At 70.9% G+C, this 24,151-nt stretch carries 24 protein-coding genes; 10 read left to right on the top strand and 14 right to left on the bottom strand.

Features of this window, described 5'->3' with window-relative positions:
• The first annotated feature begins 111 nt into the window (after nucleotides 1-111).
• The 3 genes from AB0J55_RS25790 (at nucleotide 112) to AB0J55_RS25780 (ending at nucleotide 2,644) form a co-directional block, all read left to right on the top strand.
• Nucleotides 112-1,098, top strand: a complete 987-nt coding sequence (locus tag AB0J55_RS25790) for an ABC transporter ATP-binding protein (RefSeq protein WP_364253363.1) — start codon at nucleotides 112-114, stop codon at nucleotides 1,096-1,098.
• Nucleotides 1,095-1,910, top strand: coding sequence for an ABC transporter permease (locus tag AB0J55_RS25785; RefSeq protein WP_364253360.1), 816 nt, complete (start codon nucleotides 1,095-1,097; stop codon nucleotides 1,908-1,910). The genes AB0J55_RS25790 and AB0J55_RS25785 overlap by 4 nt, the downstream gene beginning before the upstream one ends.
• Nucleotides 1,911-1,984: 74 nt before the next feature.
• Entirely contained in the window at nucleotides 1,985-2,644 is a 660-nt protein-coding gene (locus tag AB0J55_RS25780; protein ID WP_364253357.1) for a response regulator transcription factor, read from the top strand.
• 46 nt (nucleotides 2,645-2,690) lie between these two features.
• Here AB0J55_RS25780 and AB0J55_RS25775 read toward each other — a convergent pair whose 3' ends face one another.
• The 8 genes from AB0J55_RS25775 to AB0J55_RS25740 form a co-directional block, all read right to left on the bottom strand.
• A complete protein-coding gene (locus AB0J55_RS25775) occupies nucleotides 2,691-3,743 on the bottom strand; it encodes a DegT/DnrJ/EryC1/StrS family aminotransferase (protein ID WP_364253354.1) in 1,053 nt (350 codons plus the stop codon).
• A gap of 11 nt (nucleotides 3,744-3,754) precedes the next feature.
• Nucleotides 3,755-5,104 (bottom strand): glycosyltransferase, encoded by a 1,350-nt coding sequence (locus AB0J55_RS25770; RefSeq protein ID WP_364253351.1) that lies wholly within the window; start codon nucleotides 5,102-5,104, stop codon nucleotides 3,755-3,757.
• A gap of 5 nt (nucleotides 5,105-5,109) precedes the next feature.
• The gene (locus AB0J55_RS25765; RefSeq protein ID WP_364253348.1) at nucleotides 5,110-6,138 is read right to left on the bottom strand and encodes a GDP-mannose 4,6-dehydratase; all 1,029 of its coding nucleotides are present in this window, start codon (nucleotides 6,136-6,138) and stop codon (nucleotides 5,110-5,112) included.
• Between the two features lie 276 nt (nucleotides 6,139-6,414).
• A complete protein-coding gene (locus AB0J55_RS25760) occupies nucleotides 6,415-9,267 on the bottom strand; it encodes an AAA family ATPase (RefSeq protein ID WP_364253345.1) in 2,853 nt (950 codons plus the stop codon).
• A 731-nt stretch (nucleotides 9,268-9,998) separates the two neighbouring features.
• Nucleotides 9,999-10,487, bottom strand: a complete 489-nt coding sequence (locus AB0J55_RS25755; protein WP_364253342.1) for a hypothetical protein — start codon at nucleotides 10,485-10,487, stop codon at nucleotides 9,999-10,001.
• A gap of 11 nt (nucleotides 10,488-10,498) precedes the next feature.
• Complete coding sequence (locus AB0J55_RS25750) at nucleotides 10,499-11,095, bottom strand: TetR/AcrR family transcriptional regulator (RefSeq protein ID WP_364253339.1); 597 nt, start codon at nucleotides 11,093-11,095, stop codon at nucleotides 10,499-10,501.
• Nucleotides 11,096-11,232: 137 nt separating this feature from the next.
• Nucleotides 11,233-11,673, bottom strand: coding sequence for a nuclear transport factor 2 family protein (locus AB0J55_RS25745; protein ID WP_364253336.1), 441 nt, complete (start codon nucleotides 11,671-11,673; stop codon nucleotides 11,233-11,235).
• 5 nt (nucleotides 11,674-11,678) lie between these two features.
• Nucleotides 11,679-12,554, bottom strand: coding sequence for a TIGR03619 family F420-dependent LLM class oxidoreductase (locus AB0J55_RS25740; protein WP_364253334.1), 876 nt, complete (start codon nucleotides 12,552-12,554; stop codon nucleotides 11,679-11,681).
• 147 nt (nucleotides 12,555-12,701) lie between these two features.
• On the opposite strand from AB0J55_RS25740, the gene AB0J55_RS25735 reads away from it, so the two are divergent.
• Complete coding sequence (locus AB0J55_RS25735) at nucleotides 12,702-13,550, top strand: hypothetical protein (protein ID WP_364253331.1); 849 nt, start codon at nucleotides 12,702-12,704, stop codon at nucleotides 13,548-13,550.
• A 55-nt stretch (nucleotides 13,551-13,605) separates the two neighbouring features.
• On the opposite strand, the gene AB0J55_RS25730 is transcribed toward AB0J55_RS25735, so the two are convergent.
• Both AB0J55_RS25730 and AB0J55_RS25725 read right to left on the bottom strand, forming a co-directional pair.
• Nucleotides 13,606-14,415, bottom strand: coding sequence for a DNA-formamidopyrimidine glycosylase family protein (locus AB0J55_RS25730; protein ID WP_364253328.1), 810 nt, complete (start codon nucleotides 14,413-14,415; stop codon nucleotides 13,606-13,608).
• Nucleotides 14,415-14,888, bottom strand: a complete 474-nt coding sequence (locus tag AB0J55_RS25725) for a ribose-5-phosphate isomerase (protein ID WP_364253325.1) — start codon at nucleotides 14,886-14,888, stop codon at nucleotides 14,415-14,417. Before AB0J55_RS25725 ends, AB0J55_RS25730 begins: the two co-directional genes overlap by 1 nt.
• Nucleotides 14,889-14,933: 45 nt before the next feature.
• On the opposite strand from AB0J55_RS25725, the gene AB0J55_RS25720 reads away from it, so the two are divergent.
• Nucleotides 14,934-15,656, top strand: coding sequence for a 2-phosphosulfolactate phosphatase (locus AB0J55_RS25720; protein WP_364253322.1), 723 nt, complete (start codon nucleotides 14,934-14,936; stop codon nucleotides 15,654-15,656).
• Nucleotides 15,653-16,462: an MBL fold metallo-hydrolase gene (locus AB0J55_RS25715; protein ID WP_364253319.1), complete on the top strand. Its 810-nt coding sequence runs from the start codon at nucleotides 15,653-15,655 to the stop codon at nucleotides 16,460-16,462. The genes AB0J55_RS25720 and AB0J55_RS25715 overlap by 4 nt, the downstream gene beginning before the upstream one ends.
• Here the strand turns inward: AB0J55_RS25715 and AB0J55_RS25710 are convergent.
• Nucleotides 16,459-17,079, bottom strand: coding sequence for a DsbA family protein (locus AB0J55_RS25710; RefSeq protein WP_364253316.1), 621 nt, complete (start codon nucleotides 17,077-17,079; stop codon nucleotides 16,459-16,461). The two genes, AB0J55_RS25715 and AB0J55_RS25710, sit on opposite strands and share 4 nt — an antisense overlap.
• Before the next feature lie 154 nt (nucleotides 17,080-17,233).
• Here AB0J55_RS25710 and pepN point away from each other — a divergent pair, with 154 nt between their 5' ends.
• Nucleotides 17,234-19,798 (top strand): aminopeptidase N, encoded by a 2,565-nt coding sequence (pepN, locus tag AB0J55_RS25705; protein WP_364253825.1) that lies wholly within the window; start codon nucleotides 17,234-17,236, stop codon nucleotides 19,796-19,798.
• 358 nt (nucleotides 19,799-20,156) lie between these two features.
• Nucleotides 20,157-20,525, top strand: coding sequence for a VOC family protein (locus tag AB0J55_RS25700; RefSeq protein ID WP_364253313.1), 369 nt, complete (start codon nucleotides 20,157-20,159; stop codon nucleotides 20,523-20,525).
• Nucleotides 20,526-20,583: 58 nt separating this feature from the next.
• Here AB0J55_RS25700 and AB0J55_RS25695 read toward each other — a convergent pair whose 3' ends face one another.
• Together AB0J55_RS25695 and AB0J55_RS25690 are read right to left on the bottom strand one after the other, a co-directional pair.
• Entirely contained in the window at nucleotides 20,584-21,072 is a 489-nt protein-coding gene (locus AB0J55_RS25695; RefSeq protein WP_364253311.1) for a DUF5130 family protein, read from the bottom strand.
• Nucleotides 21,059-21,313: a hypothetical protein gene (locus AB0J55_RS25690; protein WP_364253308.1), complete on the bottom strand. Its 255-nt coding sequence runs from the start codon at nucleotides 21,311-21,313 to the stop codon at nucleotides 21,059-21,061. The genes AB0J55_RS25695 and AB0J55_RS25690 overlap by 14 nt, the downstream gene beginning before the upstream one ends.
• Nucleotides 21,314-21,591: 278 nt before the next feature.
• On the opposite strand from AB0J55_RS25690, the gene AB0J55_RS25685 reads away from it, so the two are divergent.
• Nucleotides 21,592-21,963, top strand: a complete 372-nt coding sequence (locus AB0J55_RS25685) for a hypothetical protein (RefSeq protein ID WP_364253305.1) — start codon at nucleotides 21,592-21,594, stop codon at nucleotides 21,961-21,963.
• Between the two features lie 117 nt (nucleotides 21,964-22,080).
• On the opposite strand, the gene AB0J55_RS25680 is transcribed toward AB0J55_RS25685, so the two are convergent.
• The gene (locus AB0J55_RS25680) at nucleotides 22,081-22,578 is read right to left on the bottom strand and encodes an HNH endonuclease (protein WP_364253302.1); all 498 of its coding nucleotides are present in this window, start codon (nucleotides 22,576-22,578) and stop codon (nucleotides 22,081-22,083) included.
• A gap of 358 nt (nucleotides 22,579-22,936) precedes the next feature.
• On the opposite strand from AB0J55_RS25680, the gene AB0J55_RS25675 reads away from it, so the two are divergent.
• Entirely contained in the window at nucleotides 22,937-23,950 is a 1,014-nt protein-coding gene (locus AB0J55_RS25675; RefSeq protein WP_364253299.1) for a mechanosensitive ion channel family protein, read from the top strand.
• Nucleotides 23,951-24,151: the final 201 nt, after the last annotated feature.

Below are 24,151 nucleotides of genomic sequence, written 5' to 3'. Positions count from 1 at the left end.
CCCGCTGGTTCGGCAGAACCAGCCGCCTGTGGGGAAGGGCCGAGGTTGTCCCCCAGCACCGCGGCCCTTCCTCACCTCCTTCTTCCCCCTTCGATCTCCTGGAGGACCAGCGTGCAGGACGCTGTGGTGGTACGGGACCTCGTCAAGAGGTACCCGAAAGCAGAACGGCCTGCGGTCGACGGCCTCGGTTTCACCATCGCCACCGGCGAGGTGTTCGGCCTGCTGGGCCCCAACGGCGCGGGCAAGACGACGACGGTCAGCATGCTGACCACCCGCGCGCTGCCGACGTCCGGCCGGGCCGAGGTGGCCGGCATCGACGTCGTCAAGCACGCGACGGCGGCCCGGCAGGCGCTGGCCGTCGTGCCGCAGCGCAACAACCTCGACCAGTCGCTGACCGTGCGGCAGAACCTGCTGTTCCACGCCGCCTACCACGGCATGGCGCGGGCGCAGCGGCACCGCCGGGCCGACGAGCTGATCGAGTGGATGGGCCTCGGCCCGCGTGCGAAGGCCCGCGTCGACGAAATGTCCGGCGGCCAGGCCCAGCGCGTGATGATCGCCCGCGCGCTGATGCACCGGCCGAAGGTGATGTTCCTCGACGAGCCGGCGACCGGGCTGGACCCGCAGTCGCGGCTGTTCGTGCACGAGCGCGTCGCCGAGCTGACCGCGGAGGGCGTCACGGTCGTGGTCACCACGCACGACATGGAGGAGGCGGCCAAGCTGTGCGACCGGGTCGGCATCGTCGACCGCGGGAAGTTGCTGGCGCTGGACACCACGGACGCGCTGACCCGGTCCCTGCCCGGCAACACGACCCTGACCGTAGGGGTGGGCCTGGCGGATTCGCCGGCCGAAGGTGTCGCCAAGGAACTGGAGCAGGTGCCGACGGTCGAGCGGGTCGAGCGGCTCGCCGCGGCCGGCCGGGCCGCCGCGGACGAGAAGGCCGTCCAGTTCCGCCTCTACACCGAAGCCGAACCGGCGTCGCTGCTGCCGGGTGTCCTGGCCGTGCTGGGCCGCGAGCGGTGCGAGGTCACCGGCATCTCGTTCGGCAAGCCCACCCTCGAAGACGTGTTCATCTCCATCACCGGACGGGACCTCCGATGACCGCCGCCACTGCCGCCCCGCCGCAGCCACAATCACAGCCCGGCCAGGCTCGCGCGTTCTTCGCGGTGCTCGGCCGCGACTTCTTCGTCACCGGCCGCGAGCTGCTGCCGTTCCTGGCCCAGATGCTGATCCAGCCGCTGTTCCTGTTGTTCATCTTCGGCAAGGTGCTGTCGCAGATCGGCTACGCGGGCGCGGGGTACGCGCAGATCCTGCTGCCCGGCATGGTGGCGATGAACGCGTTCACCGGCGCGCTGCAGAACACCGCGCTGCCGCTGGTGCTGGACTTCTCGGTGACGCGGGAGATCGAGGACCGCCTGCTGGCCCCGCTGTCGATCCGCCTGGTGGCGGTGGAGAAGATGCTGTTCGGCGCGATCCGCGGCATCATCGCGGGCCTGGTGATGATCCCGATCGGCCTGCTGATCCTCGACGGCGTCCACTGGAGCCCGGCGGCGCTGCCGGGCGTGGCGGGCGTCGTGGCGCTGGGCTCGCTGGCGGGCGCGGCGGTGGGCATGGTGCTGGGCACCATCGTCCCGCCCCGCCACATCAACCTGGTGTTCACCATCCTGCTGGTTCCCCTGATCTTCACCGGCTCGGGTCAGTTCCCGTGGCTGAGCCTGTCCGGTTTGCGCTGGTTCCAGGTGATCTGCGCGGCCAACCCGCTGACCTACGTGTCGGAGGCGCTGCGGCGGCTGGTGATGCCGGACCAGGTGCCGTCGATCCCGCTGTGGATCTCCCTGCTGGTGATGGTGGCGGCCACGGCGATCTTCGGCGCGTTCGGCATCGCGGGGTTCCTGAAGCGCGCGCTGGACTGACGGCCTCCGGCGGGGACGGTACGGTTGGGACACCCAGCCCGGCCCCGCCCGGCCCGGAACCCCAGGAGCGGTTCGTGCGCGTTGTCCTCGCGGAGGATCTCTACCTGCTTCGAGACGGCATGACGAGGCTCCTCGAGGCGCACGGGTTCACGGTGGTGAGCGCGGTGGGCAACGCCACGGAGCTGCTGAAGGCGATCGACGACGAGGCCCCGGACATCGCGGTGGTCGACGTCCGCCTCCCGCCGACGTTCAGCGACGAGGGCATCAAGGCGGCCCTGGAGGCCCGCCGCCGGCGTCCGGGGTTGCCGGTGCTGGTGCTGTCCCAGCACGTGGAGCAGACGTACGCGCGTGAGTTGCTGGCGGACGGCGCCGGAGCGATCGGCTACCTGCTGAAGGACCGGGTGCTCAACGCGGACCAGTTCGTCGACGCGCTCCGCATGGTGGCGGCGGGAGGAACGGCGATGGACCCCGAGGTGATCACGAAGCTGCTGGCCAGCCGGTCGCGCCGGGACCCCCTGGACGCGTTGACGCCCCGGGAGCGCCAGGTGCTGGAGCTGATGGCGGAGGGCCGGTCGAACGCGGCGATCGCGCAGCGGCTGACGATCAGCGAGGCCGCGGTGGGCAAGCACACCGCGAGCATCTTCACGAAGCTGGACCTGGCCCAGCACGAGGACGACAACCGCCGGGTGCTGGCGGTGCTGACGTACCTGAGCAGCAAGGTCCGGCAGGGCTGAACCGGCGCACCCCGGCCGTGGTGCCGGCCGGGGTGCGGACGCGGGGTCAGCTGTAGAACTTGCGCACCCGCGAAACGATGTACTCCTGGTCGTCCTCGCCCAGTGACGTGTACGTGGGCAGGTACAACCCCTCTTCGGCGAACCGGTTGGCCCGCAACGACGGCCAGACCGGATCCAGGTACATCGGCTGGCGGCTCATCGGCTTGAAGAACACCCGGGTCTCGATCCCCTCGGCGGCAAGGAAAGCCCGCAGTTCGTCCCGCCGGTCGCACAGCAGGTCGTACATCCACAGCACATCGCGCCGGGGCATCAGCGTCACCCCGCGAACGTCACGCAACCCGGCGTCGTATCGGGCTTCGATCTCCGCGCGCAACGCCAGGATCGAGTCCAGCTGGGCCACCTGCGCCGTCGCCACCGCGGCCTGCAGGTTCGTCATGCGGAAGTTGTAGCCGAGCTTCTTGTGCAGGAACGTGTGATCGCGGTTGAACGCCATCCCCCGCAGGTGCTGCATCTGCGCCGCCAGGCGCGGGTCCGCCGTCAGGCAGATCCCGCCCTCACCCGACGCGATGATCTTGTTGGCGAACAGCGAAAAGCACGCGATGTCCCCCACCGGGCGCACCCCGTGCGCCTCCGCCGAATCCTCGACCACGCGCAGGTTGTACTCGTACGCCAGCTCCATGATCGCGTCCATGTCGCACTGGCGGCCGTAGACGTGCACCGGCATGATCGCCTTCGTGCGCGGGGTGATCTTCGCCTCGATCAGCGACACGTCGAGGTTCAGGTCGTCGCCGCAGTCGACGAACACCGGGGTCGCGCCCGTGTACGTCACCGCCCACGCCGAGGCGATCATGGTGAACTCCGGGACGATCACCTCGTCGCCCGGGCCGATGCCCAGTGCCCGCAACGCCAGCGTCAGTGCCGTCGTGCCGGACGAACACGCCACCCCGTGCGCGACTCCGTTGTACGCCGCGAACGCCTCCTCGAACCGGGCCACGTACGGTCCCTGCGAAGAGATCCAGCCGCTCGTCACCGCGTCGGTGACGTTGGCCAGTTCGTCGCCGTTCAGGTACGGCTGGGACACCGGGTACTTGACGGACATGCCGTTTCCTTTCAGAGCGCGGCCAGGACGGTGTCGGCCGCCGCCGAAGCGCCGCCCGCCGAGCGGAACCGGTCCGCCCACTCCTCCGCGTGCGCGGTGAACTCCTTGTCCTCCAGCACGCGGCGCAGCTTCGCCACGATCGCGTCCGCGGACACCGTCTCCTCGGGCGACAGCACGAGCCCGCAGCCGCTGTCGAGGACGCGCGCCGCGTGGTCGTGGCAGTCCATCCAGAACGGCTGGACCAGGCCCGGCTTGCCGAAGTAGATCCCTTCGTACGCACTGTTGCCGCCACCGTGGTGGTAGTACGCGCGCACGTGCGGGTGGGCCAGGACGTCGAACTGGGACGGGACCCAGTTCTCCAGGCGCACGTTCGGCGGCAGGTCCGCCGGCAGCAACGCACGCTGCGCCTTCGGCAGCTTCCACAGCAGGTGGTGCTCGGGCCCGATCCGGCGTGCCGCCTCCGCGATCGCCGCCACCTGCGGGGCCGTCAGCCGCATGTGAGTGCCGAACGCCAGGTACACCACCGACTCGTGCTCGTCGAGCCAGGCCGACAGCGCCGGGTCCGGCTCCACCGCTTCCGGCAGCGGCGGCACGACCGGGCCCACCATCCGCAGGTGCGACGGCGCCGCGTCGAACGGGTACTCCATGCCGAACACCGAATAGCCCAGGATCGCCTGAGCGCGGTCGGCGTAGCCGGACTGGCCCGCCGTGGCGTTCAGGATCCCGGCTTCCTTGCGGGCCTTGGTGAACTGCACCGCCGGCACCTTCGTCAGCATGCCGTACAGCAAGCGCAGCCGGAACCACAGGTTCGCCAGCTTCTGCCGTCCCGAAAGGTCCCGCGGCAGCCCGGTGTTCGGGCTCGGGTAGCTCAGCGGGAGCCGCTCGGCGAAGATCTCGCTCACCGAGATCGGCACGCTGTAGACGTACGGGATCTCCCGGGCGATCGCCGCGTCCGTGGGGTAGACGCTGGAGGAGTCGATGACCATCAGGGCGGGCTTGACCTCGTCGACCACGGCCAGGGCGCGCTCGTACATCGTCACCATGATGCTGGCGTCGGTGACGCCGCTGAGGTAGGCGATGACGTTCTGCGGCCGCGCGGTGCGGCTGCCCGGCTTCGCGGGCTGCGTCGCCGCGGCGTAGAGGTCCGGGTCCCACTCGCCCGGCGGGCGTTCGAGCCGTTCCCCGAACGAAACGAACCGGACCGGGTTGCCCGCGGAGATCGCCTCGACGTCGGCCCGACGGTCCTCAGTGGACGCGAAGTACAGGTCGGGCACGCCGCGGCGGGCGAGTTCCCCGGCGATGACCAGCAGCGGGTTGATCATGCCGGCGTCGGCGATCGACGCGAAGAGGATGGGCTCCACGGCCGTCACCAGCTCCCGGCGAGCATCAGCTCACTGTACTTGTGCTCGTTCGACGCCTTCCGCAGGTCGGCCTCGACCATCATCCGCATGAGCTCCTCGAAGTCGACCGACTGCTTCCAGCCGAGCTCGGCCCGGGCCTTTTCCGGGTTGGCGCAGAGGGTTTCGACCTCCGCGGGCCGCACCAGGGCCGGGTCGATGACGACGTGGTCCCGCCAGTTCAGGTCCACCGCGTCGAAGGCGATCTGGACGGCGTCGCGGACCGAGTGCATCCGGCCGGTGCCGACCACGTAGTCCGTCGCCGTGTCCTGTTGCAGCATCAGGTGCATCGCGCGGACGTAGTCGCCGGCGAAGCCCCAGTCGCGCACCGCGTCCAGGTTGCCCAGGTAGAGCTTGTCGCGCAGGCCCAGCTTGATCTCCGCCACCGCCATGGTGATCTTGCGGGTGACGAATTCGGCGCCGCGGCGCGGCGACTCGTGGTTGAACAGGATCCCCGACACCCCGAACATGCCGAAGGATTCGCGGTAGTTCTTGGTGATGAAGTGCCCGTAGGTCTTCGCGACCCCGTAGGGGCTGCGCGGGTGGAAGATGGTCTGCTCGTTCTGCGGGGTCTCGGCGACCTTGCCGTACATCTCCGACGACGACGCCTGGTAGAACCGGATCCCGCCGCCGGTCGGCCGGGACTTGTCCAGGCCGCACACCATCCGGACCGCTTCGAGCACCCGCAGCACGCCCATGCCGTTCACCTCGGTGGTGAGTTCGGGCTGCTGCCACGACATCGGCACGAACGAGATGGCCGCCAGGTTGTACACCTCGTCCGGCTGCACGAAGTCCACCGCGGACACGAGGCTGACCTGGTCCATCAGGTCGCCCTCCACGAAATGGAGTTCGGAGACCAGCCTGCTGATCCGCGACTTGCGCGGGTTCGCCTGGCCGCGGACCAGGCCCCACACCTGGTAGCCCTCGGCCAGCAGGTGCTCGGCCAGGTAGGAGCCGTCCTGCCCGGTGATACCGGTGATCAACGCACGCTTCGCCATGAAGTCGCCTTCCCTTGCCACGTAACGAGTACAGCCCCCGCCGTGGCGTCGTCCGGCCGCCGTGCGAGCAGCTCCGGTGCACCTCGCCGCCGCGAATCCGCGCCGAATCCGGTACCCGGCAACGACGTCCACGCTCGCGTGACGCCGTTTCTTTGTCAATGAATCCGGCGGCAAGTCAGTGGCCCCGCGGCGAAACCTAGGGGCGCGCCCATAGGGGTCCCGCAAGCGAAAAGGAGCCGGGACCTCCGTGCGAGGTCCCGGCTCCTCGAAAAGCCGTCAGCGCACCGGCGGCACCGGCCTCAGTGGACGGCGCACCGGCGGTGCCGGCGCCCGGTGGTTGACCGCCACCGGCGGCCGGGGCACGCCCGGCAGGCGCTCCTGCTGCTCCGGCACCCGCAGCTGCGGCTCCGACGCCAGGTCGCGGCGCCGGCTGACGCTCAGCTTGCGGTAGACGCGCGTCAGGTGCTGTTCCACCGTGCTGACGGTGATGTACAGCTGGCTGGCGATCTCGCGGTTGGTGTGGCCCCGCGCGGCGAGCCAGCCGACGCGCTGCTCGGCGTCGGTCAGCAGCTTGACGTCGGCGGGGGCGACCGCGCCGCGGATGGCGACCACCACGTCTTCGCCGCCGCCGTCGAGGAACGTCTTCCGCAGCAGTTCGGCGCCGCATTCCTTGGCCAGCGCCCGGGCGTCCCGATCGGCCGTGCGGACCGTCGCGGCGTCCCCGCCCGACCGGCTCAGCTCGGCGAGCGTCCGGGCCAGCTCCAGCTTGGCGCCGGACTTCTCGAGCACGTCCACCGCCTCCTGCATCAGCTTCGGCCGCCGCGCCGGGTCGGCCACGAGCGCCAGCGTCCGCAGCGTGATGCCCCGGGTGCGGTCGCCGCAGTCCGGGCCCAGTTTCGCCGCCTGCGCTTCGGCCAGTGCCCGCGCCTTCTCGCGGTCACCCAGCTTCAGGTAGACCTCCGCGGCGCTGGAGCGCCACGGCACCAGGGACGGCTGGTCCAGGTCCCAGCGGGCCATCTGCTCCCCGCAGGCGAGGAAGTCGTTCAGCGCCGTCGGCAGCCGGCCCGTCGCGAGGTAGTAGTGCCCGCGGGCGTGCAGGTAGTGCAGGCCGAACCGGGTTTCGCCGAGCGCGTCGGGCACCGGCTGGTTGAGCAGCTCCGCCGCCTCGTCGAACCGGCCCATCTCGGTCAGCGCGGCCAGCAGGGTGGCCAGCGGCGCGCCGACGCCGATGCCCCACGCCTCCGGCGTCATCTTCGTCAGCGCGATCTTCGCGTTGCGGGCGGCGAGCGGCAGGTCGCCCTGCCGCAGGGCCACCTCCGCGCGCAGCTCCGCCAGCGACGCCTGCCACGTCGGAGCCGGACGGCCGGCGGCCTGCGCCATCAGGTGGTCGGACCAGGTGGCCGCCTTGTCGAGCCGCTCGGCGTAGATCAGCACCGTCGCCGCGAACACCAGGTGCCGCAGGGTGATGTCGGTCATCCGGGTGCCCTCCAGCACCTGCTCGGCGTCGAGCACGGCGGCCTCGGACGGCCCCTCGCGGACCGCGCTGGTCAGCGCGTCGATCGCCTTCAGCTGCGAGTTCACCGCGAGCCCGAACTGCGGCGACGGCGTGCCGTCGGTGATCGAGGCGAGCATCGGCTCCACCAGGTGCCGCATCCCCGGCACCGAGCTGGCCAGCCACGACGACAGCGTCAGCAGCTCGCCGCGGGTGCGGCGGTCCCGGCAGTCGACCAGGTCACCGAACGCGTTCGCGATCTCCACGGCCTCGTCGACCCGGCCGAACCAGAGCAGGAACTCGAAGATGCCGACGACCCGGATGCCGGGCAGGTGCCCGGCGCGCGTCGCGTGCACCAGTTCCGGCAGCCGGCGCATCGCCTTCGCCGGCGTGGTCCGCCATTCGATGTCGGCCAGCGACGCCTTGGCGATCGCCCGGTCGCGGTCGTCGGTGCAGCAGCGGCTGGCCAGCGCGATGCAGGCGCGGGCCAGCTCGACGTCGTCCTCGAGCAGGGCCGCCTCCGACGCCTCGGACAGCAGGTGCTCGGTCCACGGCTCGTCGACGTTGCCCGCCACCACGTGGGCGGCGATGGCGGTCGGCCGGGCGCCCTGGTCGAACAGCAGGCGGGCGGCCTGGCCGTGCAGGGCCGACCGGACGGCGGGGTCGAGCTCCTCCAGCACCGCGACCCGGGCCTCGGCGTGCCGGAACCGGTGCCCGGCGAGGACCCCCGCCGACTCCAGCGCCCGGCGCACCGGTTCGGTCGTGGCCGGTGCGAACGAAACCATGCCGCCGGCCAGGGAAATCTGCGCCTGCTCGTCGTCGCCGAGGACGGCGAGCGCCCGGGCGAGCTCGAGCGCCCGCGGTTCGCAGGAGTGCAGGCAGCTCAGCACGGCGTGCCGGTAGGCGGATCCGGCGACGACCTCACCGGTCCCGGCCGCCCGCGTGTCGTGCACCAGGGCGGTCGCCAGCAGCGGGTTGCCGCCGCTGACCGCGAAGCACTCCGCGGCGAGGGCGCGGGCCTTGCCCTCGTCGAGCTTGCCGGCCAGCAGCACACCTACGCCGTTGCGGGACAACGGCGCCAGCCGCAGCTGGCGGCAGTGCGGCCGGCGCATGAGGTCGACGTGGCGCACCGGGCGCCGCTCACCCGGGTCGGCCCGCTCGGCCAGCAGCACGAGCACCCGGGCCGGCCGGATGCGCCGGGCCATGTGCTGCAGGAACTGCAGCGACGCGGGATCGGCGTGGTGGGCGTCGTCGACGCAGATGACCAGCGGGCTCTCGGCCGACCAGCCGATCACCGCGCTGGAGAGGCGGTGCAGGAACCGGCTGTCCAGCAGCGTCGCGTCGGCCTCGGCGTCCTCCACGTACGCCGAAACCTGCTCCGCGATGTCCGCCCGGACCCCCGGTGTGTGCACCAGCTGCGACACGACACCCAGGCCGACGGCCGTTTCCGACCGGGCGCCGGACGCCGAGAGCACGACCGCGCCGGTGCCGGCGGCCTGCCGGCCGAACGCCTCCAGCAGCGCGGTCTTGCCGCTGGCGACCGGGCCGAGGACCAGGCCGACACCACCGGCCCCGGAGTGGGTGTCGGCGAGCATCTGACTCAGTGTCGCCGTTTCGAAATCACGTTCGATGAGCATGACGGGAACTTCCCCCAGGAATTCGTTGCGTGTTGGATTCGTCTGATCCACGCCGCGCGTTGCGGCCACCCCAGACGGGCCCAACGCGGTTTTTCCCGTGAATCACCAGCACAGCCGCGTGCGCGGGCAAATGCCGCCGCACGCAATGCTTCACGGTCGATCAGCCCGGCAGACCGCTCCCCAACGAGTGCCCGGTGATGACAAAGTCCCGCCGGCTCCTGCGAGCCGGCGTCGAAGTGTTTTTCGGGCCCCTTATGAAGGACCGCGGTAAACGTGCATCGGACAACCTTTCCCCAGACCCCAGATCCCCGCGGTTCCCACTTGGACGATTACTGCCCTGATCGCCCGGTTCGCCGCGAGGAGATAACGATCAGAAGCTACCACCTGCCCCTACGTGCCGCAACGAGCCACGACGGGGGTTCACCCGGACCCCCGATGTCCGTTTTGTCGGTTCGTCGGGACATTCCGCTGGTCAACGTCACACCGGTCACGCAGGCCACTGACCAGCATTAACCGTCAGGAAACCTCGGGCGCACCAAAAGCCGCGCGGAGGCGCCACTCCACTCACAGTGGAAGGCACCGCGGCCGCGTTCGGGCATTCGAGTGAGCGCGGCGCCGACGTCCTGCCGTGTGTAACGCTTACTTCCCGGAACCCCCGGCACGTTCCGAATCGACGACAATTTTTCCGCGTTCCGCCGAATAAGACGCGGGAAACACAATGTGAACGAAAATCACACTTTTGCGGGTACCCGGCCCTGCTTCGAGAAGTACCCGCGGACGCGCTTCGTGCACAGCAGCAGGAACAGCACGAGCAGCACCACGGCCTGCCCGGCCTGCCCGGCCCGCATCCAGTCCGGGAACTCGGCGGCGACGACCAGGTACACCAGGCCGGCCAGCCCGAGGACGGTGATGATCATGAGCCGGACGTAGGTGCGGCGGCGGCCGAGCTTGAGCCGTCCCGCCAGCCGGACGTAGACGATCGCGATGACCAGCACGGACACCGGGCGGATCCACAGGACGCTCTCCAGCGAGGCGCGCGTGCCCGCCCGGTCGGCCGGGTTCGCCTGGCCGGTCGACTCCCAGTGCAGCACCTGGTAGTCGAGGATGCCGTCCTTGCGCAGGAAGGTCAGCACCGCGAAGGCGACGCTGATCAGCAGGTTGAGGTAGAGCAGGAAGGTGATCGGCCGCAGCACGCGGTCGGACGTGGTCGAGGTGGCCATGGTTCCCCAGTTCAGTCGTGCGCGGTGGCCCGTTCGACGATGGCGACGAGCTCGGCCGCGTAGGCGTCGACGTCCGTCTCGGGACGCCGGATCAGTTCGGTGTGGATGCCGTCGATGGCCTGGCGGACGGTGATCGCCATGACGCGCGGGTCGAACCGGCCGAAGGCGCCGGTGCGCTGTCCCTCGCGCAGGCAGGATTCCAGGACGTCGACAGCGCCGTGGTACCAGTCGTCGTTGCCCGCGGTGGTGGCGCCGCCACCGCCGTGGCGCAGGCAGTCGAGCAGCGCGGTGAGTTCGACCGGGTGCTCGGCGACGAACGCCAGGTTCGACTCGATGTAGGCCCGCAGCTCCGCCGCCGGCCCCTCCACCGCGTCGATCCGCTCCCGCATGTAGGCGAGGCTCGTGGCCAGCACGTCCCGGACGACTTCGGCGATCAGGTCGGCCTTGCCGTCGAAGTGGTAGGAGATCATGCCGGTGCTGCTCAGCCCGGCGCGTTTCGCGATCTGCCCGAACGAAGCCTTCGCATACCCCAGTTCACCGATGGTTTCGATCGCCGCGCGGACGATCTGCGCCCGCCGGGCGTTCTCGGTGAACGTTTTTGCTTGCATGAGCAAAAAGTAGCACGGTTGAGCAAACAATCGCCAGAATGCCCTCTTTCCGCAACAGGGCGGTTGCGGTATGTGTCGATCACGGCCACGAAAAAGGCCACCCCGGGGTTCCGGGGTGGCCTTCGCAGGGGCAGGGATCAGACCTGGCGTGCCGTCGCCATCGCGCGCTCGGTCTCCCAGAACGCCCGCACCGACCGGATCAGGCCGTCGTCGCCGACGCGGTAGACGAACACCCCGTCGGTGTCGACGCGGTAGCCGCCGGGCAGGAACGTGGTGATCGTGCCGACGTTGGCCACCTCGTCACCACCGGCGTGGGAGTCACGGATCGTGAACTCGAAGCGCTCGACGTTGGCGATCGTCTTGTCCCAGAAGGCGCCGATGCCGTCGCGGCCGTGGTGGCCCTTCCCCTCGGCGTCGAAGAACGACGGCCCGACCGGGTCCTCGACCACCGCGTCCGGGGCGAACAGGGCCAGCCAGCCCTCCTTGTCGCCCGCCGTCACCGCCGTCATCGACGCGAACGCCGCGCGCCGCGCCGCCGGCTGCTCCTGCTCGGTGTCCCAGCTGACCTGCACGCCCACGGCAGTCACTCCTCGAATTTCGCGATGATCTCGGCTCCGAACTTGCGGATCGCTTCGAGCTTCGGCTCGACGGGCGCGTCGAACCCGACGCCGTCGAACACCCACGGCATGGTGATGACGTCGGTGACGCCCACCTCCGCCTGGGCGCGGTAGCCGTCCAGGCCGAAGGCGTCGATGCAGACCGCCTGGTACTCGAACGGGTCGCCGGCGCGGCCCTGTTCGGCCAGCAGCTCCTTGATCCGGGCGATCGTGTCGCGCAGCTCCTCGAGCTTCATCATCGCCGACGACCAGCCGTCGGCGACCCGGGCGGCGCGCTTGAGCGCGACTTCGGTGTGGCCGCCGATGTAGAACGGCACCCGGCTCGGCGGCGCCGGGCTCATCTGGATCTTGTCGAAGTCGTAGAACTCGCCGTGGTACTCGACCATCCCGCCGCCGAGGATCAGCCGCAGCACGTCGATGGCTTCGTCGACGCGCTTGCCGCGCCGCTCGAACGGCACGCCGCAGTACTCGAACTCCTGGGGCAGCCAGCCGACGCCGAGCCCGAGGCCGAACCGGCCGCCGGTGAGCACGGCCGCCGAGCCGACCTGGCGCGCCAGCAGCACCGGGTTGCGCGAGCCGAGTTTCAGCACCGACGTGTAGAAGCGGATCCGGCTCGTCACCGCCCCCATCGACGCGGCCGCGACGAGCGGGTCCACCCAGGGCGTCTCCGCGGTCCAGAACCGGCTGCCGTCGGGGGTGTACGGGTAGTCGGTGTCCACCGTTTCGGCGTAGAAGAGCGAGTCGGGCAGGGCAATGGAGGCGAAGCCGGCCTCTTCGGCGGCCCGGGCGAGCTCGCCCAGCTGATCGAGGGGGTTCATCGCGATCGACAGGGTGAACTTCATGCGTCGAACTATAACGTGTTCTAGTTTGCTCGGCCAGGTCCCGCGGTGGGCCCGGTCACGCAGCGGGAACCCACCGCGTAGCGTCCGCGTTGTCCGAATCAGAAGGTGACCACCTGTCACCGAGCCCCGAACTTCCAGGAGTGGTCCATGGGCACCGCGATCTTCCTGATCGTGCTCGTCGTCGTGATCGTCGGTGGCGGCCTCTATTTCTCGCGGCAGCGCGCCGCGGCCCGGCAGCGGGAGCTCGACGACGCCAAGGCCGACGCCCGGCGCCTGGTCGAGCGGCTCGGCGGCCAGGTCCTCAACATCAACGGCACGGACACCGCGTCACAGCAGGCGATGGCCGACGCGAGCGAGCGCTACAACGCGGCCGGATCGCAGCTGGAGCAGGCCCGCACGATCGAGCAGGCCCGGCTGGTCAAGGAGACCGCGATCGAGGGCCTCTACTACGTCCGCGCCGCGCGCACCGCGATGGGCATGGACCCCGGCCCGCAGCTGCCGGAGGAGGCCGAGCGCGAGCGCGCCGGCAAGGTGACCGAGCGCCGTGACGTCGACGTCGAGGGCCAGCACTACGCCGCTTCGCCCGAGGCGGGCCAGGACACGCCGTACTACTACCCCGGCGGCCGCGTCGCGGGCCGTCCGGTGCCGCAGGGCTGGTACAGCGAGCCGTGGTGGAAGCCCGCGCTCGTCGCCGGCGCCTGGGGTCTCGGGTCGATGTTCCTGTTCAGCGCGATGTTCTCCGGGATGAGCGGCATCGCGAGCGCCTCGGCCTGGGAGTCCGGCTACGACGCGGGCCAGCAGGACGCGCTCGAGTCCGGCGACATGGGCGGCGACGGCGCCGGCGACTTCGACGGCGGCGGCGACGGCGGCGGCGGCGGCGACGGCGGGGGCGGGGGCGACTGGGGCGGAGACGGCGGCGGCGACTGGGGCGGCGGCGGTTTCGACGGCGGCGGCTTCGACGGTGGTGGCTTCGACGGCGGCGGCTTCGACTTCTGACCCCCCTCGTGAGTGGGAAACAGTGTTCTAACCCTGTTTCCCACTCACGAGCGGTTCAGGCGGGCTGGCAGCGGGGGCACCAGTAGAGGTTGCGGCCCACCAGTTCCGAGTGCGCCACCGGCGTCCCGCACACCAGGCACGGTTCGCCGGCGCGGCGGTAGACGTAGACCTCCCCGCCGTGGCGGTCCACCCGGGCCGCGCGGCCCATCGCCTCCGGCAGGTGCTCCGGGCGGACGGTGTCGATGCGGCCGACGCGGACGCCGTCGCGCATCAGGGTCACCAGGTCGGCCCAGATGTCGTCCCACAGCGCACGATCGAGGGACCGGCCCGGCGTCATCGGCGCGACGCCGTGGCGGAACAGCACCTCGGCGCGGTAGACGTTCCCGACGCCCGCGAGCACCGCCTGGTCCATCAGCAGCGCCGCGATCGACGTCCTGGACCGCGAAATGCGCGCCCACGCCAGCTCCGGTTTCGCGTCGCGGCGCAGCGGATCGGGGCCGAGGCGGGCCTTGATCGCGTCGGCCTGCTCCGGGGCCAGCAGCTCGCAGCGCGTGGGCCCGCGCAGGTCCGTCCAATGTGTCCGGCCGGCCAGCCGCAGCCGGACCTGGCCGACCGGCTCGGGCGCGGGCAGCGGGGCTTCGCCGAAGGTGCCGTAGAGGCCCAGGTGGATGTGCACGACGCCGTGCGGCCCGTAGTCGTGGAAGAGGTGCTTGCCGTGCGCTTCGGCGCCGACGAACACCTGACCGTCCAAACGGGACGCTTCGGCGGCGAACCGGCCCTGCGGGCTGGCCACGGCGACCGGGGCGCCGGCGTACCGGCGTTTGTGCAGCCGCGCGAGCCGGTGGAGCGTGTGCCCCTCGGGCATCAGGCCTCCGGCATCGCCGGCGGGGTCCCGGTGCGCTCGTAGTCGAGCAGCTGCTGGACGCGGCGGGCGTGCCGCTCCTCCGGCGAGACCTCGGTCGCCAGGAACGCCTCGACGATCTCGACGGCTTCCTCGGCGGTGTGCATCCGGGCGCCGACGCCGATCAGCTGGGCGTGGTTGTGCTCCCGGCACAGCTTCGCGGTCTCGACGCTCCAGGCCAGGCCGGCGCGGGCGCCGGGGACCTTGTTGGCGGCGATCTGCTCGCCGTTGCCCGAACCGCCGACGACGATGCCGCGGCTGCCCTCGTCGGCCACCACGCGAAGCGCCGTCTCGACGCAGAACGCCGGGTAGTCGTCGGCCGCGTCGTAGACGTGCGGACCGATGTCGGTGACCTCGTGGCCCTGCTTCTCCAGGTGAGCCACCAGGTGGTTCTTCAGCTCGAAACCGGCATGGTCGGATCCCAAGTAGACACGCACGGCTGCGAGTCTGCCACCAGGGCCGATATCGGGCATGCTCCGGGGGTGGGGATCTGGCAGCAGACCGGCAGCGACGTGCGCCTCGAGTGGGGCGCCGAGGGCGTCGCGGCGCTGGGCCGGGAGTGCGCGGTGCTGGTGGTGGTGGACGTGCTGTCCTTCGGCACGACCACGGACCTCGTGGTCACCCGCGGCGGCCGCATGCTGCCGGTCCGGTGGCGCGACGAGCGCGGGGTCGCCCGCGCGCGGGCGGCCGGGGCGGTCATCGCGGGCGAGGGCGGATGGACCCTGCGGCCCTCTTCTGTGACGGAAATCCCTCCGGGGACGCTGCTCGCGCTCCCCTCGCCCAACGGCGCGACCCTGTGCGACGCCGCCGCGGCGACCGGCGCGCACGTGCTCGCGGGCTGCCTGCGCAACGCTTCTGCCGTCGCCGCGAAGGCACGCGAATTCGGAGGCCCGATCGGCCTGATCGCGGCCGGGGAACGCTGGGGCGTGAACATTTTCGGCCAGAGCGAAACGTCCGGCCCGCTGCGGCCGTGCGTGGAGGACCAGATGGGCGCCGGGGCGATCGCCGCCGCCCTGGCCGGGCACGGGCTTTCGCTGTCCGCCGAAGCCGCGCTCGCGGCGCGGTCCGTCGACGTCACGGCCCTGGCAAGCTGCGTCTCGGGGCGCGAACTGATCGAAGCCGGCCACGGCGGCGACGTCGCATTGGCCGCCCAATCCGACGTGAGCGACGCCGCTCCCGTCCTGACCGGAGGAGTACTGGCATGACCGGCCGCTGGATCGAGGTCGCCGACGGTGTCCACGCCCGCCGTTACGCGGAGCTGGACCTGACCGTCGGCCTGGTCGTGGGCACCGAGCGCTGCCTGGTCGTCGACACCCGCGGCGACCTCGAGCAGGGCGCCGAGCTGGCCGCGGCGGTCCGCGAGATCACGCCGCTGCCCTGGGCCGTCGTCTACACGCACGCGCACTTCGACCACGCCTGGGGCACCGAGGCGTTCCTGCCGTGCGAGGTCTGGGCGCACGAGGGCTGCGCCGCCGAGCTCACCGCCGATCCCGACGCCCGCCGCGCCTCCTGGGAGGCCTACTACCGCAAGGAGGGCAAGCCGGACATCGCGGACGCGATCTCCCGCACGACCATCACCGCTCCGGACCACACGTTCACCGGCCGCGTCGAGGTGGACCTCGGCGGCCGGACCGCGGTCCTGCTGCACCCCGGCCCGGCGCACACCGGCCACGACGTGGTGGTGCACGTCCCGGACGCGGCGGTCGTCTTCGCCGGCGACGTCGTCGAGAACGCCGAGGCGGGGTTCAGCGCGTTCTCGTTCAGCTCCGAAACCGACCTGACCGCCTGGCCGGACGCGTTCGACGCGATCCTCGCGCTGGAGCCGCGCGTCGTCGTGCCCGGCCACGGTGACCCGGTCGACGCGGCCTTCCTGCGCCACCACCGGGACGGCCTGCACGAGCTGATCTCGCTCAAGGCGGGCGTGGGCCGCGGCGAGACGACCGAGGTGGCCGCCGTCGCCGCGTCCCGCTACCCCAGCGACGTCACCCTGGCCGCCCTGGGCACTCCCTAGTCGAAGTTCAGCTCGCCCGACCGGGTGCGCTTGAGCTCGAAGAAGTCCGGGTAGCTCGCCAGCGCCACCGCGCCGTCGAACACCTTCAGGGCGTCTTCGCCACGCGGGATCGAGGTCAGGACCGGGCCGAAGAACGCCACGCCGTCGATGTGGATCGTCGGGGTGCCGACGTCCATGCCGACCGGGTCCATGCCCTCGTGGTGGCTCTTCTTGAGGGCCTCGTCGTATTCGGTCGAGTCCGCGGCGTCGAACAGCTCGGCCGGCGCGCCGATGGCCGCCAGGGCTTCCTTGATGACGGCGTCGCGGTCCTTGTTGCCCTGGTTGTGGTAGCGGGTGCCGAACTCGGTGTAGTAGTCGCGCAGCACCTCTTCGCCCTTGAGCTGCGACAGCGCGACGGCCACGCGGACCGGGCCCCAGCCCTTCGACAGCAGCTCCTTGTACTGCTCGGGCAGCTCGTCACGGCCCTCGTTGAGCACCGACAGGCTCATGATCCGGAAGTGCAGGTCGAGGTTGCGGTGCTTCTCCACCTCCAGGATCCAGCGGGAGGTGATCCACGCGAACGGGCAGATCGGGTCGAAGTAGAAATCGACCTTCGTGGGCTGCTCGGCAGCGGTCATCTGGGCACTCCTCCAGGCACGTCGCGATGTGGGCGGACCCCCACGTAGCGGGCCAACACCTCCGGACGCGGCCTTGTTCCCTTATCGCCGGGCACCCCGTCCCCATGATTGGATGCGAGGAGTTGAAAACCGATACCAACGACCAGAGGTGCCTGTGCCCGCCCCCAACCTGACCCGTGACCAAGCCAAGCTGCGCGCGGATCTGCTCGACGTCACCGGATACGACATCGAGCTCGACCTCACCGACGGCCACGGCGGTCCCGGGGAGAAGACCTTCGCGTCGACGACGACCGTCCGGTTCTCCAGCGCCCGGGCCGGCGAATCCACGTGGGTCGACATCATCGCCGACCGCGTGCACTCGGCCACCTTGAACGGCGCGGACGTGGACGTCAGCGCCTACGTCGAGGACAAGGGCATCGCGCTCGCCGGGCTCGCCGAGTCGAACGAGCTCACCGTGACCGCCGACTGCCGGTACATGAACACCGGCGAAGGCGTGCACCGGTTCGTCGACCCGGTCGACGACGGCGTGTACCTGTACACGCAGTTCGAGACGGCCGACGCCAAGCGCATGTTCGCCTGCTTCGACCAGCCCGACCTCAAGTCGGTCTACCGGCTCACGGTGATCGCGCCGAAGGACTGGAAGGTCGTCTCCAACGCCATCGTGGAGTCCGCCGAGGAGACGCCGGAAGGCGCCGTCCGCACCGTGTTCAAGGAGTCCGAGCGGATCTCCACCTACCTGGTCGCGCTGGTCGCCGGCCCGTTCGCCGAGTGGCGCGACGAGTACACCGACGACCACAAGACCATCCCGCTCGGCGTCTACTGCCGCGCGTCGCTGGCCGAGCACATGGACGCCGACCGGCTGTTCACCGAGACCAAGCAGGGCTTCGCCTTCTACCACGAGAAGTTCGGCACGCCCTACCCGTTCTCCAAGTACGACCAGCTGTTCGTGCCGGAGTTCAACGCGGGCGCGATGGAGAACGCCGGCGCGGTGACGTTCCTGGAGGACTACGTCTTCCGCAGCCGCGTCACCCGCTACGCCTACGAGCGGCGCGCCGAGACGCTGCTGCACGAGATGGCGCACATGTGGTTCGGCGACCTGGTCACCATGCGCTGGTGGGACGACCTGTGGCTGAACGAGTCGTTCGCGACGTTCGCGAGCGTGCTGGCCCAGGCCGAGGCGACCGAGTACAAGAACGCGTGGACCAGCTTCGCGAACATCGAGAAGTCGTGGGCCTACCGCCAGGACCAGCTGCCGTCGACGCACCCGATCGCGGCCGACATCGTGGACCTGCACGCGGTCGAGGTGAACTTCGACGGCATCACCTACGCCAAGGGCGCGAGCGTCCTCAAGCAGCTCGTCGCCTACGTCGGGCTGGACCACTTCCTCGACGGCCTGAAGGTGTACTTCGGCAAGCACGCCTGGGGCAACGCGACCCTGGCGGACCTGCTGGGCGCGCTGGAGGAGGCGTCCGGCCGCGACCTGTCGTGGTGGAGCGCGCAGTGGCTGGAGACCACCGGGCTGAACTCGCTCAGCCCGCGCTACGAGGTCGGCGCGGACGGCAACTTCACGTCGTTCGCCGTCGTGCAGTCCGGCGCGAAGCCGGGCGCCGGTGAGCTGCGCACCCACCGCGTCGCGGTCGGTGTCTACGACGAGGACGGCGGCAAGATCGTCCGGAAGCACCGCGTCGAGCTCGACGTCGACGGCGAGCGCACCGAGGTCCCGGACCTGGTCGGGCAGCCCGCGGGCAAACTCGTGCTGGTCAACGACGACGACCTGACGTACTGCACGATGCGCCTCGACCCGGCGTCCCTGACCACGCTGATCGACCGCATCGCCGACATCACCGAGCCCCTCCCGCGCACGCTGTGCTGGTCGGCGGCGTGGGAGATGACCCGCGAGGCAGAGTTGAAGGCCCGCGACTTCGTGACGCTGGTGCAGCGCGGCATCCACACGGAGAGCGAGGTCGGCGTGGTCCAGCGGCTGCTGCTGCAGGCCCAGACGGCGCTCAACTCCTACGCCGAGCAGGAGTGGGCGGCGGCCACCGGCTGGCCGGCGTTCACCGCGCGCCTGCTGGAGCTGGTCCGGACGGCCGAGCCGGGCTCGGACCACCAGCTGGCGTTCGTGAACAGCCTGGCGGGGTCGGTCCTGGACGCCGACACGCTGTCGGTGCTGTCCGGCTGGCTCGACGGTTCGGCCCCGCTCCCGGGCCTGACGGTGGACACCGACCTGCGCTGGCGCCTGCTGCACGCGCTGGTGGCCCACGGCAAGGCGGCCGCCCCGGAGATCGACGCAGAGCTGGAACGCGACAACACGGCCACGGGCCGCCGCCAGGCAGAGCGCGCCCGCGCCCTGCGCCCGACGGCCGAGGCCAAGGCCGACGCCTGGGAGCGCGCGGTGTACGACGACGACCTCCCGAACGCGGTGAGCGACTCGCTGATCTCGGGCTTCTCCCACCCGGGCCAGAAGGCGCTCCTGGGCGCGTACGTGCCGAAGTACTTCGAGGTGATCGACGAGGTGTGGCAGCGCCGCTCGAGCGAGCGGGCCCAGCCGATAGCGATCGGCCTGTACCCATCATGGGCGGTGGCCCCGGAGACGGTAACGGCCTCGGACGAGTGGCTGTCGGGCGAGCACCCCCAGGCCCTGCGCCGTCTGGTGTCGGAGGGCCGCGCGGGCATCGTGCGCGCGTTGGCGGCCCGGGACTTCGACGCCCAGGCCTGACGTACGCCCGCTGGCGGGCCGTGCACCAGCACGGCCCGCCAGCGGCAAGGCCAGGCAGACGACACGGCCGGCCCGTCCCAGCCACCCACCCACCCGAACCCGAACCGGCCACACCCCCCTGCCGACCCGATACGCAGCCGCATCAGCGGCCGCCAGGCTGTGTCAAGGCACGCTTTCCCGCCTTGACACAGCCTGGCGGCCGTTGAACAATCCGGCGTTCGGGTCGGCGGGGAGACCCCGGCAGGGCCAATCCGGCAGCGCCCAATCCGGCAGAGCGCTGTTAACCTGATCCTGCGGGTGCAGCGTCGGAACGCCCGCTGGCTGAACTATCCATGGCGCACTCTCCAAAGGAGTCGCCATGATCACATTCGCCGGAATGAGCCTCCCGGTGACCAGCCTCGACCGATCCATCCCCTTCTACACCGCACTCGGCTTCACCCTCGAAATCCGCACGGACCGATTCGCGCTCCTGCGCTTGGCGACCGGCACGCTCGGACTCCTGGAGCTGGGCACCGTCGTGGAGCAAGAGGACGAGCGAGTCCGCCGCCTGCGAACGTTCGTCCAGGTCGAGCTCCTGGCCGACGACCTCGACCAGCTGTACGCGGAGTTCGTCGAACGCGGCATCCAGGTACCGAATCCCCCGCGCGACCGCGGCTTCGAGCGGCAACTCCAGCTGCGCGACCCGGACGGTTTCACGGTCGAGTTCGCCGACCACAGTCCCCGCTGACCCCGAACGAACGCGAAACGGCCCCGCACCCGAGGGTGCGGGGCCGTTCACCGAAGTCTCAGCGAGGCGCCGGACCAGCCTGGTCCGAAAGCATCCGCAGCGCGTTCACCAAACCGTTCACCAGCCCGCGAACGAGATCGCCCTCCTTGAAGGACGCGACCATACTGGCCACCGCCAGCTTGGCCCCCCGGTCCGGCAGCCGCACATACGCCGCCGTCCCCGTGACGATCTCGATCAACCGCTCACCGGGCGAAACCGCGATCAGCACCGCGTTCGCCGGATCCGCCGTCGTCGCGTGCAGCTTCTCCGCCGTCACCCGGCTGTCCGGCCCCAGCTCGCCGAGGTACAGGCTGAAGTCCAAGCCCGTCTCCCGCGAAGCGAAGGTCAGCGCCTCGTCGAGGCGGGCCAGCTGGCGCGTGTTGAACGGCCCGGACGGCGCCGCCGGCTCGTACATCTTGGCCGCGGACACCCGCCCGGTGGCCGTCAGAGCCTCGCCGTAACCCAGTTCGGACTCGTCGACGCGCTTCGTCAGCTCACCAGTTGCCACGAGCGCCTCCCGCCGCGGTCGGGGCGCCCTCGGGCGCGCTGTTCTCGGTGCCGGCGTGCCGGTGTGCCGTGCCGACCCCGTCGGGGTTGGCGCTCCACCACATGGCCGGGTACTCCCAGGCCTGGCCGGACCGGTGCCGCGGGGCACCGCCGGACCTGCGCCGGAGCGTCAGCAGCCCGGCGAGGCCGTAGATGGCCAGCGGGATCACGGCGAAGACCACGATCGTCTCGACAACGTTCACGCCGGTGAGCGTATCGGATGACCTCCGCGCCCACCGCGCGCGGCGCATTCGACCGTTCGTCGTAAGCCGACTGCCGTCCGCCGCTTGGCGCGCGGGGACTGGAACGTTGGGGCGAAGACCGTCGGGCCGAAAGGTTGCAACTCAACGTACAGGCGGCCGCACCCGCCGCTGTCGTCTTGTCCGGACCTTGAAATCCTCGTAGCTTTTTCACCTGTACGGGCCTTGCGCCCCGCTCTCCAGCCCCAGCAGGTAACGCACCGGTCCCAGGAGGCCCCGCCATGAACAGCGTTCAGACGCCCGCACAGGCGATCACCGAGACCGTCTCGTCACTGAGTGACACCGAATTCGTGCCCGGAACGCGTGTGACGGCGGGCACAAGGGTTACCCGCGGTACACGTGTCACTCGCGGTACACGGGTGACCGCGGGAACGCGCGTCACCATGGGCACCCGGGTGACGGCGGGGACGAGGGTGACCCGCGGGACCCGCGTCACCCGAGGCACCCGCGTCACGATGGGCACGCGGGTGACGGCCGGGACCCGAGTCACCTGCGGCACCCGGGTCACGCGAGGCACCCGCGTCACCCGCGGCACGCGCGTCACCATGGGGACCCGCGTCACCTGCCAGAGCGACTACGCGCTCGCTGCCTGACCCGTACTCCAGGGCCGCACGCACTACCTGAGCACTTCGCGCAAGCACCCGGCTCGCCCCGGCCGCCGCAAGGCAGCCGGGGCGCCGGCTTGTCCGGGGCTCCGCCCCCCGAAGACGCTAAGCGGCGGAGCCGAGATACGGCCGCCAGAGCGGGTCGGCCTCCTTGGAGTGCGCGAGCAGCCGCCAGTGCGGGCCGTGCGGGGCACGCGGGACCACGCGCAGCCGCCAGCCGATCTCCGAGAGCAGCCGGTCCGCCTTGCGGTGGTTGCACTTGGCGCAGCAGGCGACGCAGTTGGTCCAGGCGTGGGGGCCGCCCCGGCTGCGCGGGACGACGTGGTCGATCGTCTCGGCCCGCCCTCCGCAGTAGGCGCAGCGGTACCGGTCGCGGTGCATGAGCCCGGCGCGCGTGAGCGGCACCTGCGCCCGGTAGGGTACCCGCACGTACGTGCTGAGGCGGATCACCGAGGGCACCGGCAGCGACACCTTCGCCGAGTGCAGCTCGATCCCGCCGGGGTCACCGTGGACCACTTCGGCCTTGCCGCACATCACGAGCACGACGGCGCGCCGCAGCGGCAGCGCCGTCAGCGGCTCGAAAGTGGCGTTGAGCAGGAGCACCCGGCGCCGGCCCCAGGCCGGGGCGGCCGGATCCCGGCCTCTACTACGCTGTCCGGGCGGGCGGGTAACTCCCCCTGGGCGGGTCCCCGGCCCGGCCGGGACGGTTCCGCCGGATGCGGAACCCCCCGGATAGGCGCGCAGAACCACCTCTGGCGTCTCGTCGGCCGTGGCTTGGCCGGAGACGCCGCGGGGGCTGGGTTGTCGGTCTGGCACTCGACCACCTCCAGGGGCGTAGGCATAGTCGACCACAGAACAGGCCCCCAGCGCACGTGTGTTACAAGACGTGTCACATCCGCGCGACCCGACATCCACTCGGCGTTGGGGTGCCCGACCCGATCGGAAGGATGAACGAACCCCCGTGCTCTCCCTGCTCCCCTCCGCCGACCCGCCGTGCATCGGAGACCCGAGCACGTTCTGCGCCCAGGTGTACGAAGTCACGAACAACAAGTGGTTGGCGGGCTCGGCGAACTGGCTGATCACCAAGCCGATCAAGATCCTGATGATCCTGGTGATCGCGTTCCTGGTCCGGATGCTCGTGAGAAGGCTGATCAACCGGGTCACCACGCTGCCGAAGACCGGCGGCAAGCTGCCGTCGCTGCTGCGTCCTCTGCGCGAACGCGCCCCGGAGGTGCTCGGCTCCGCCGTCATCGAACGCCGCCGCCAGCGCGCGAAGACCATCGGCTCGGTGCTGAAGTCGATGGCGACGTTCCTGATCTACGGCCTGGCGTTCATCCTCGTGCTGGGTGAACTCGGCATCAACCTGGGGCCGATCATCGCGTCGGCGGGCATCATCGGCGTCGCGATCGGGTTCGGCGCGCAGAACCTGGTCAAGGACTTCCTGTCCGGCATCTTCATGATGGTCGAGGACCAGTACGGCGTCGGCGACGTCGTGGACGTCGGCGAGGCGTCCGGCACGGTCGAGTCCGTGGGCTTGCGGATCACGACGTTGCGTGACGTCAAGGGCACGGTCTGGTACGTCCGCAACGGCGAGGTCCTCCGCGTCGGCAACTCGAGCCAGGGCTTCGCGGTGGCGGTCGTCGACGTCCCGCTCGGCTACACGGCCGACGTCGAGCGCGCGACGACGGTGCTCGCGGACGCGGCCTCCGCGGCCACCGAGGGCGACGCGCTGAAGGACAACGTCCTCGAGCCGCCGGAGATGCTGGGTGTGGAAAGCGTCACACCGGAAGGCCTCCAGCTGCGCCTGACGGTGAAGGTCCGGCCGGGCAAGCAGTGGGCGGTGCAGCGGGCCTTGCGCGCCCAGCTCCTGGCGGCGCTGGAGGAGGCCGGCTTCGACCCGCCCCTCGGCCGGCTGTTCCCGCCCGCCGTCCCGGCGGCCCCGCCGGCCGAGAAGAAGGTCCGTCAGGCCGAGTAGGCCCGCGCAGCCCGGCGAGCCGGGCGGCCAGGTCCCGATCGAGATCCGGGTCGTGCGCCAGGTGCTCGCGCAGGTCGGCCGCCACCTCGTCCCGGCCGGGGTGGTCGCTGCGCTCGACGTGCTCGAGCGTGGCGGCCACCCCGGCGGGGAACAGCAGGAAGGACGCTCAGGCCGCTCGCGGTGTGGAAGCTCGTGTACTTG

The organism is Amycolatopsis sp. NPDC049688 (assembly GCF_040674975.1).
GTDB lineage: Bacteria > Actinomycetota > Actinomycetes > Mycobacteriales > Pseudonocardiaceae > Amycolatopsis.
The sequence above is the reverse complement of the archived record's forward strand: the minus strand, read 5'-3'. Positions and strand labels throughout refer to the sequence as shown.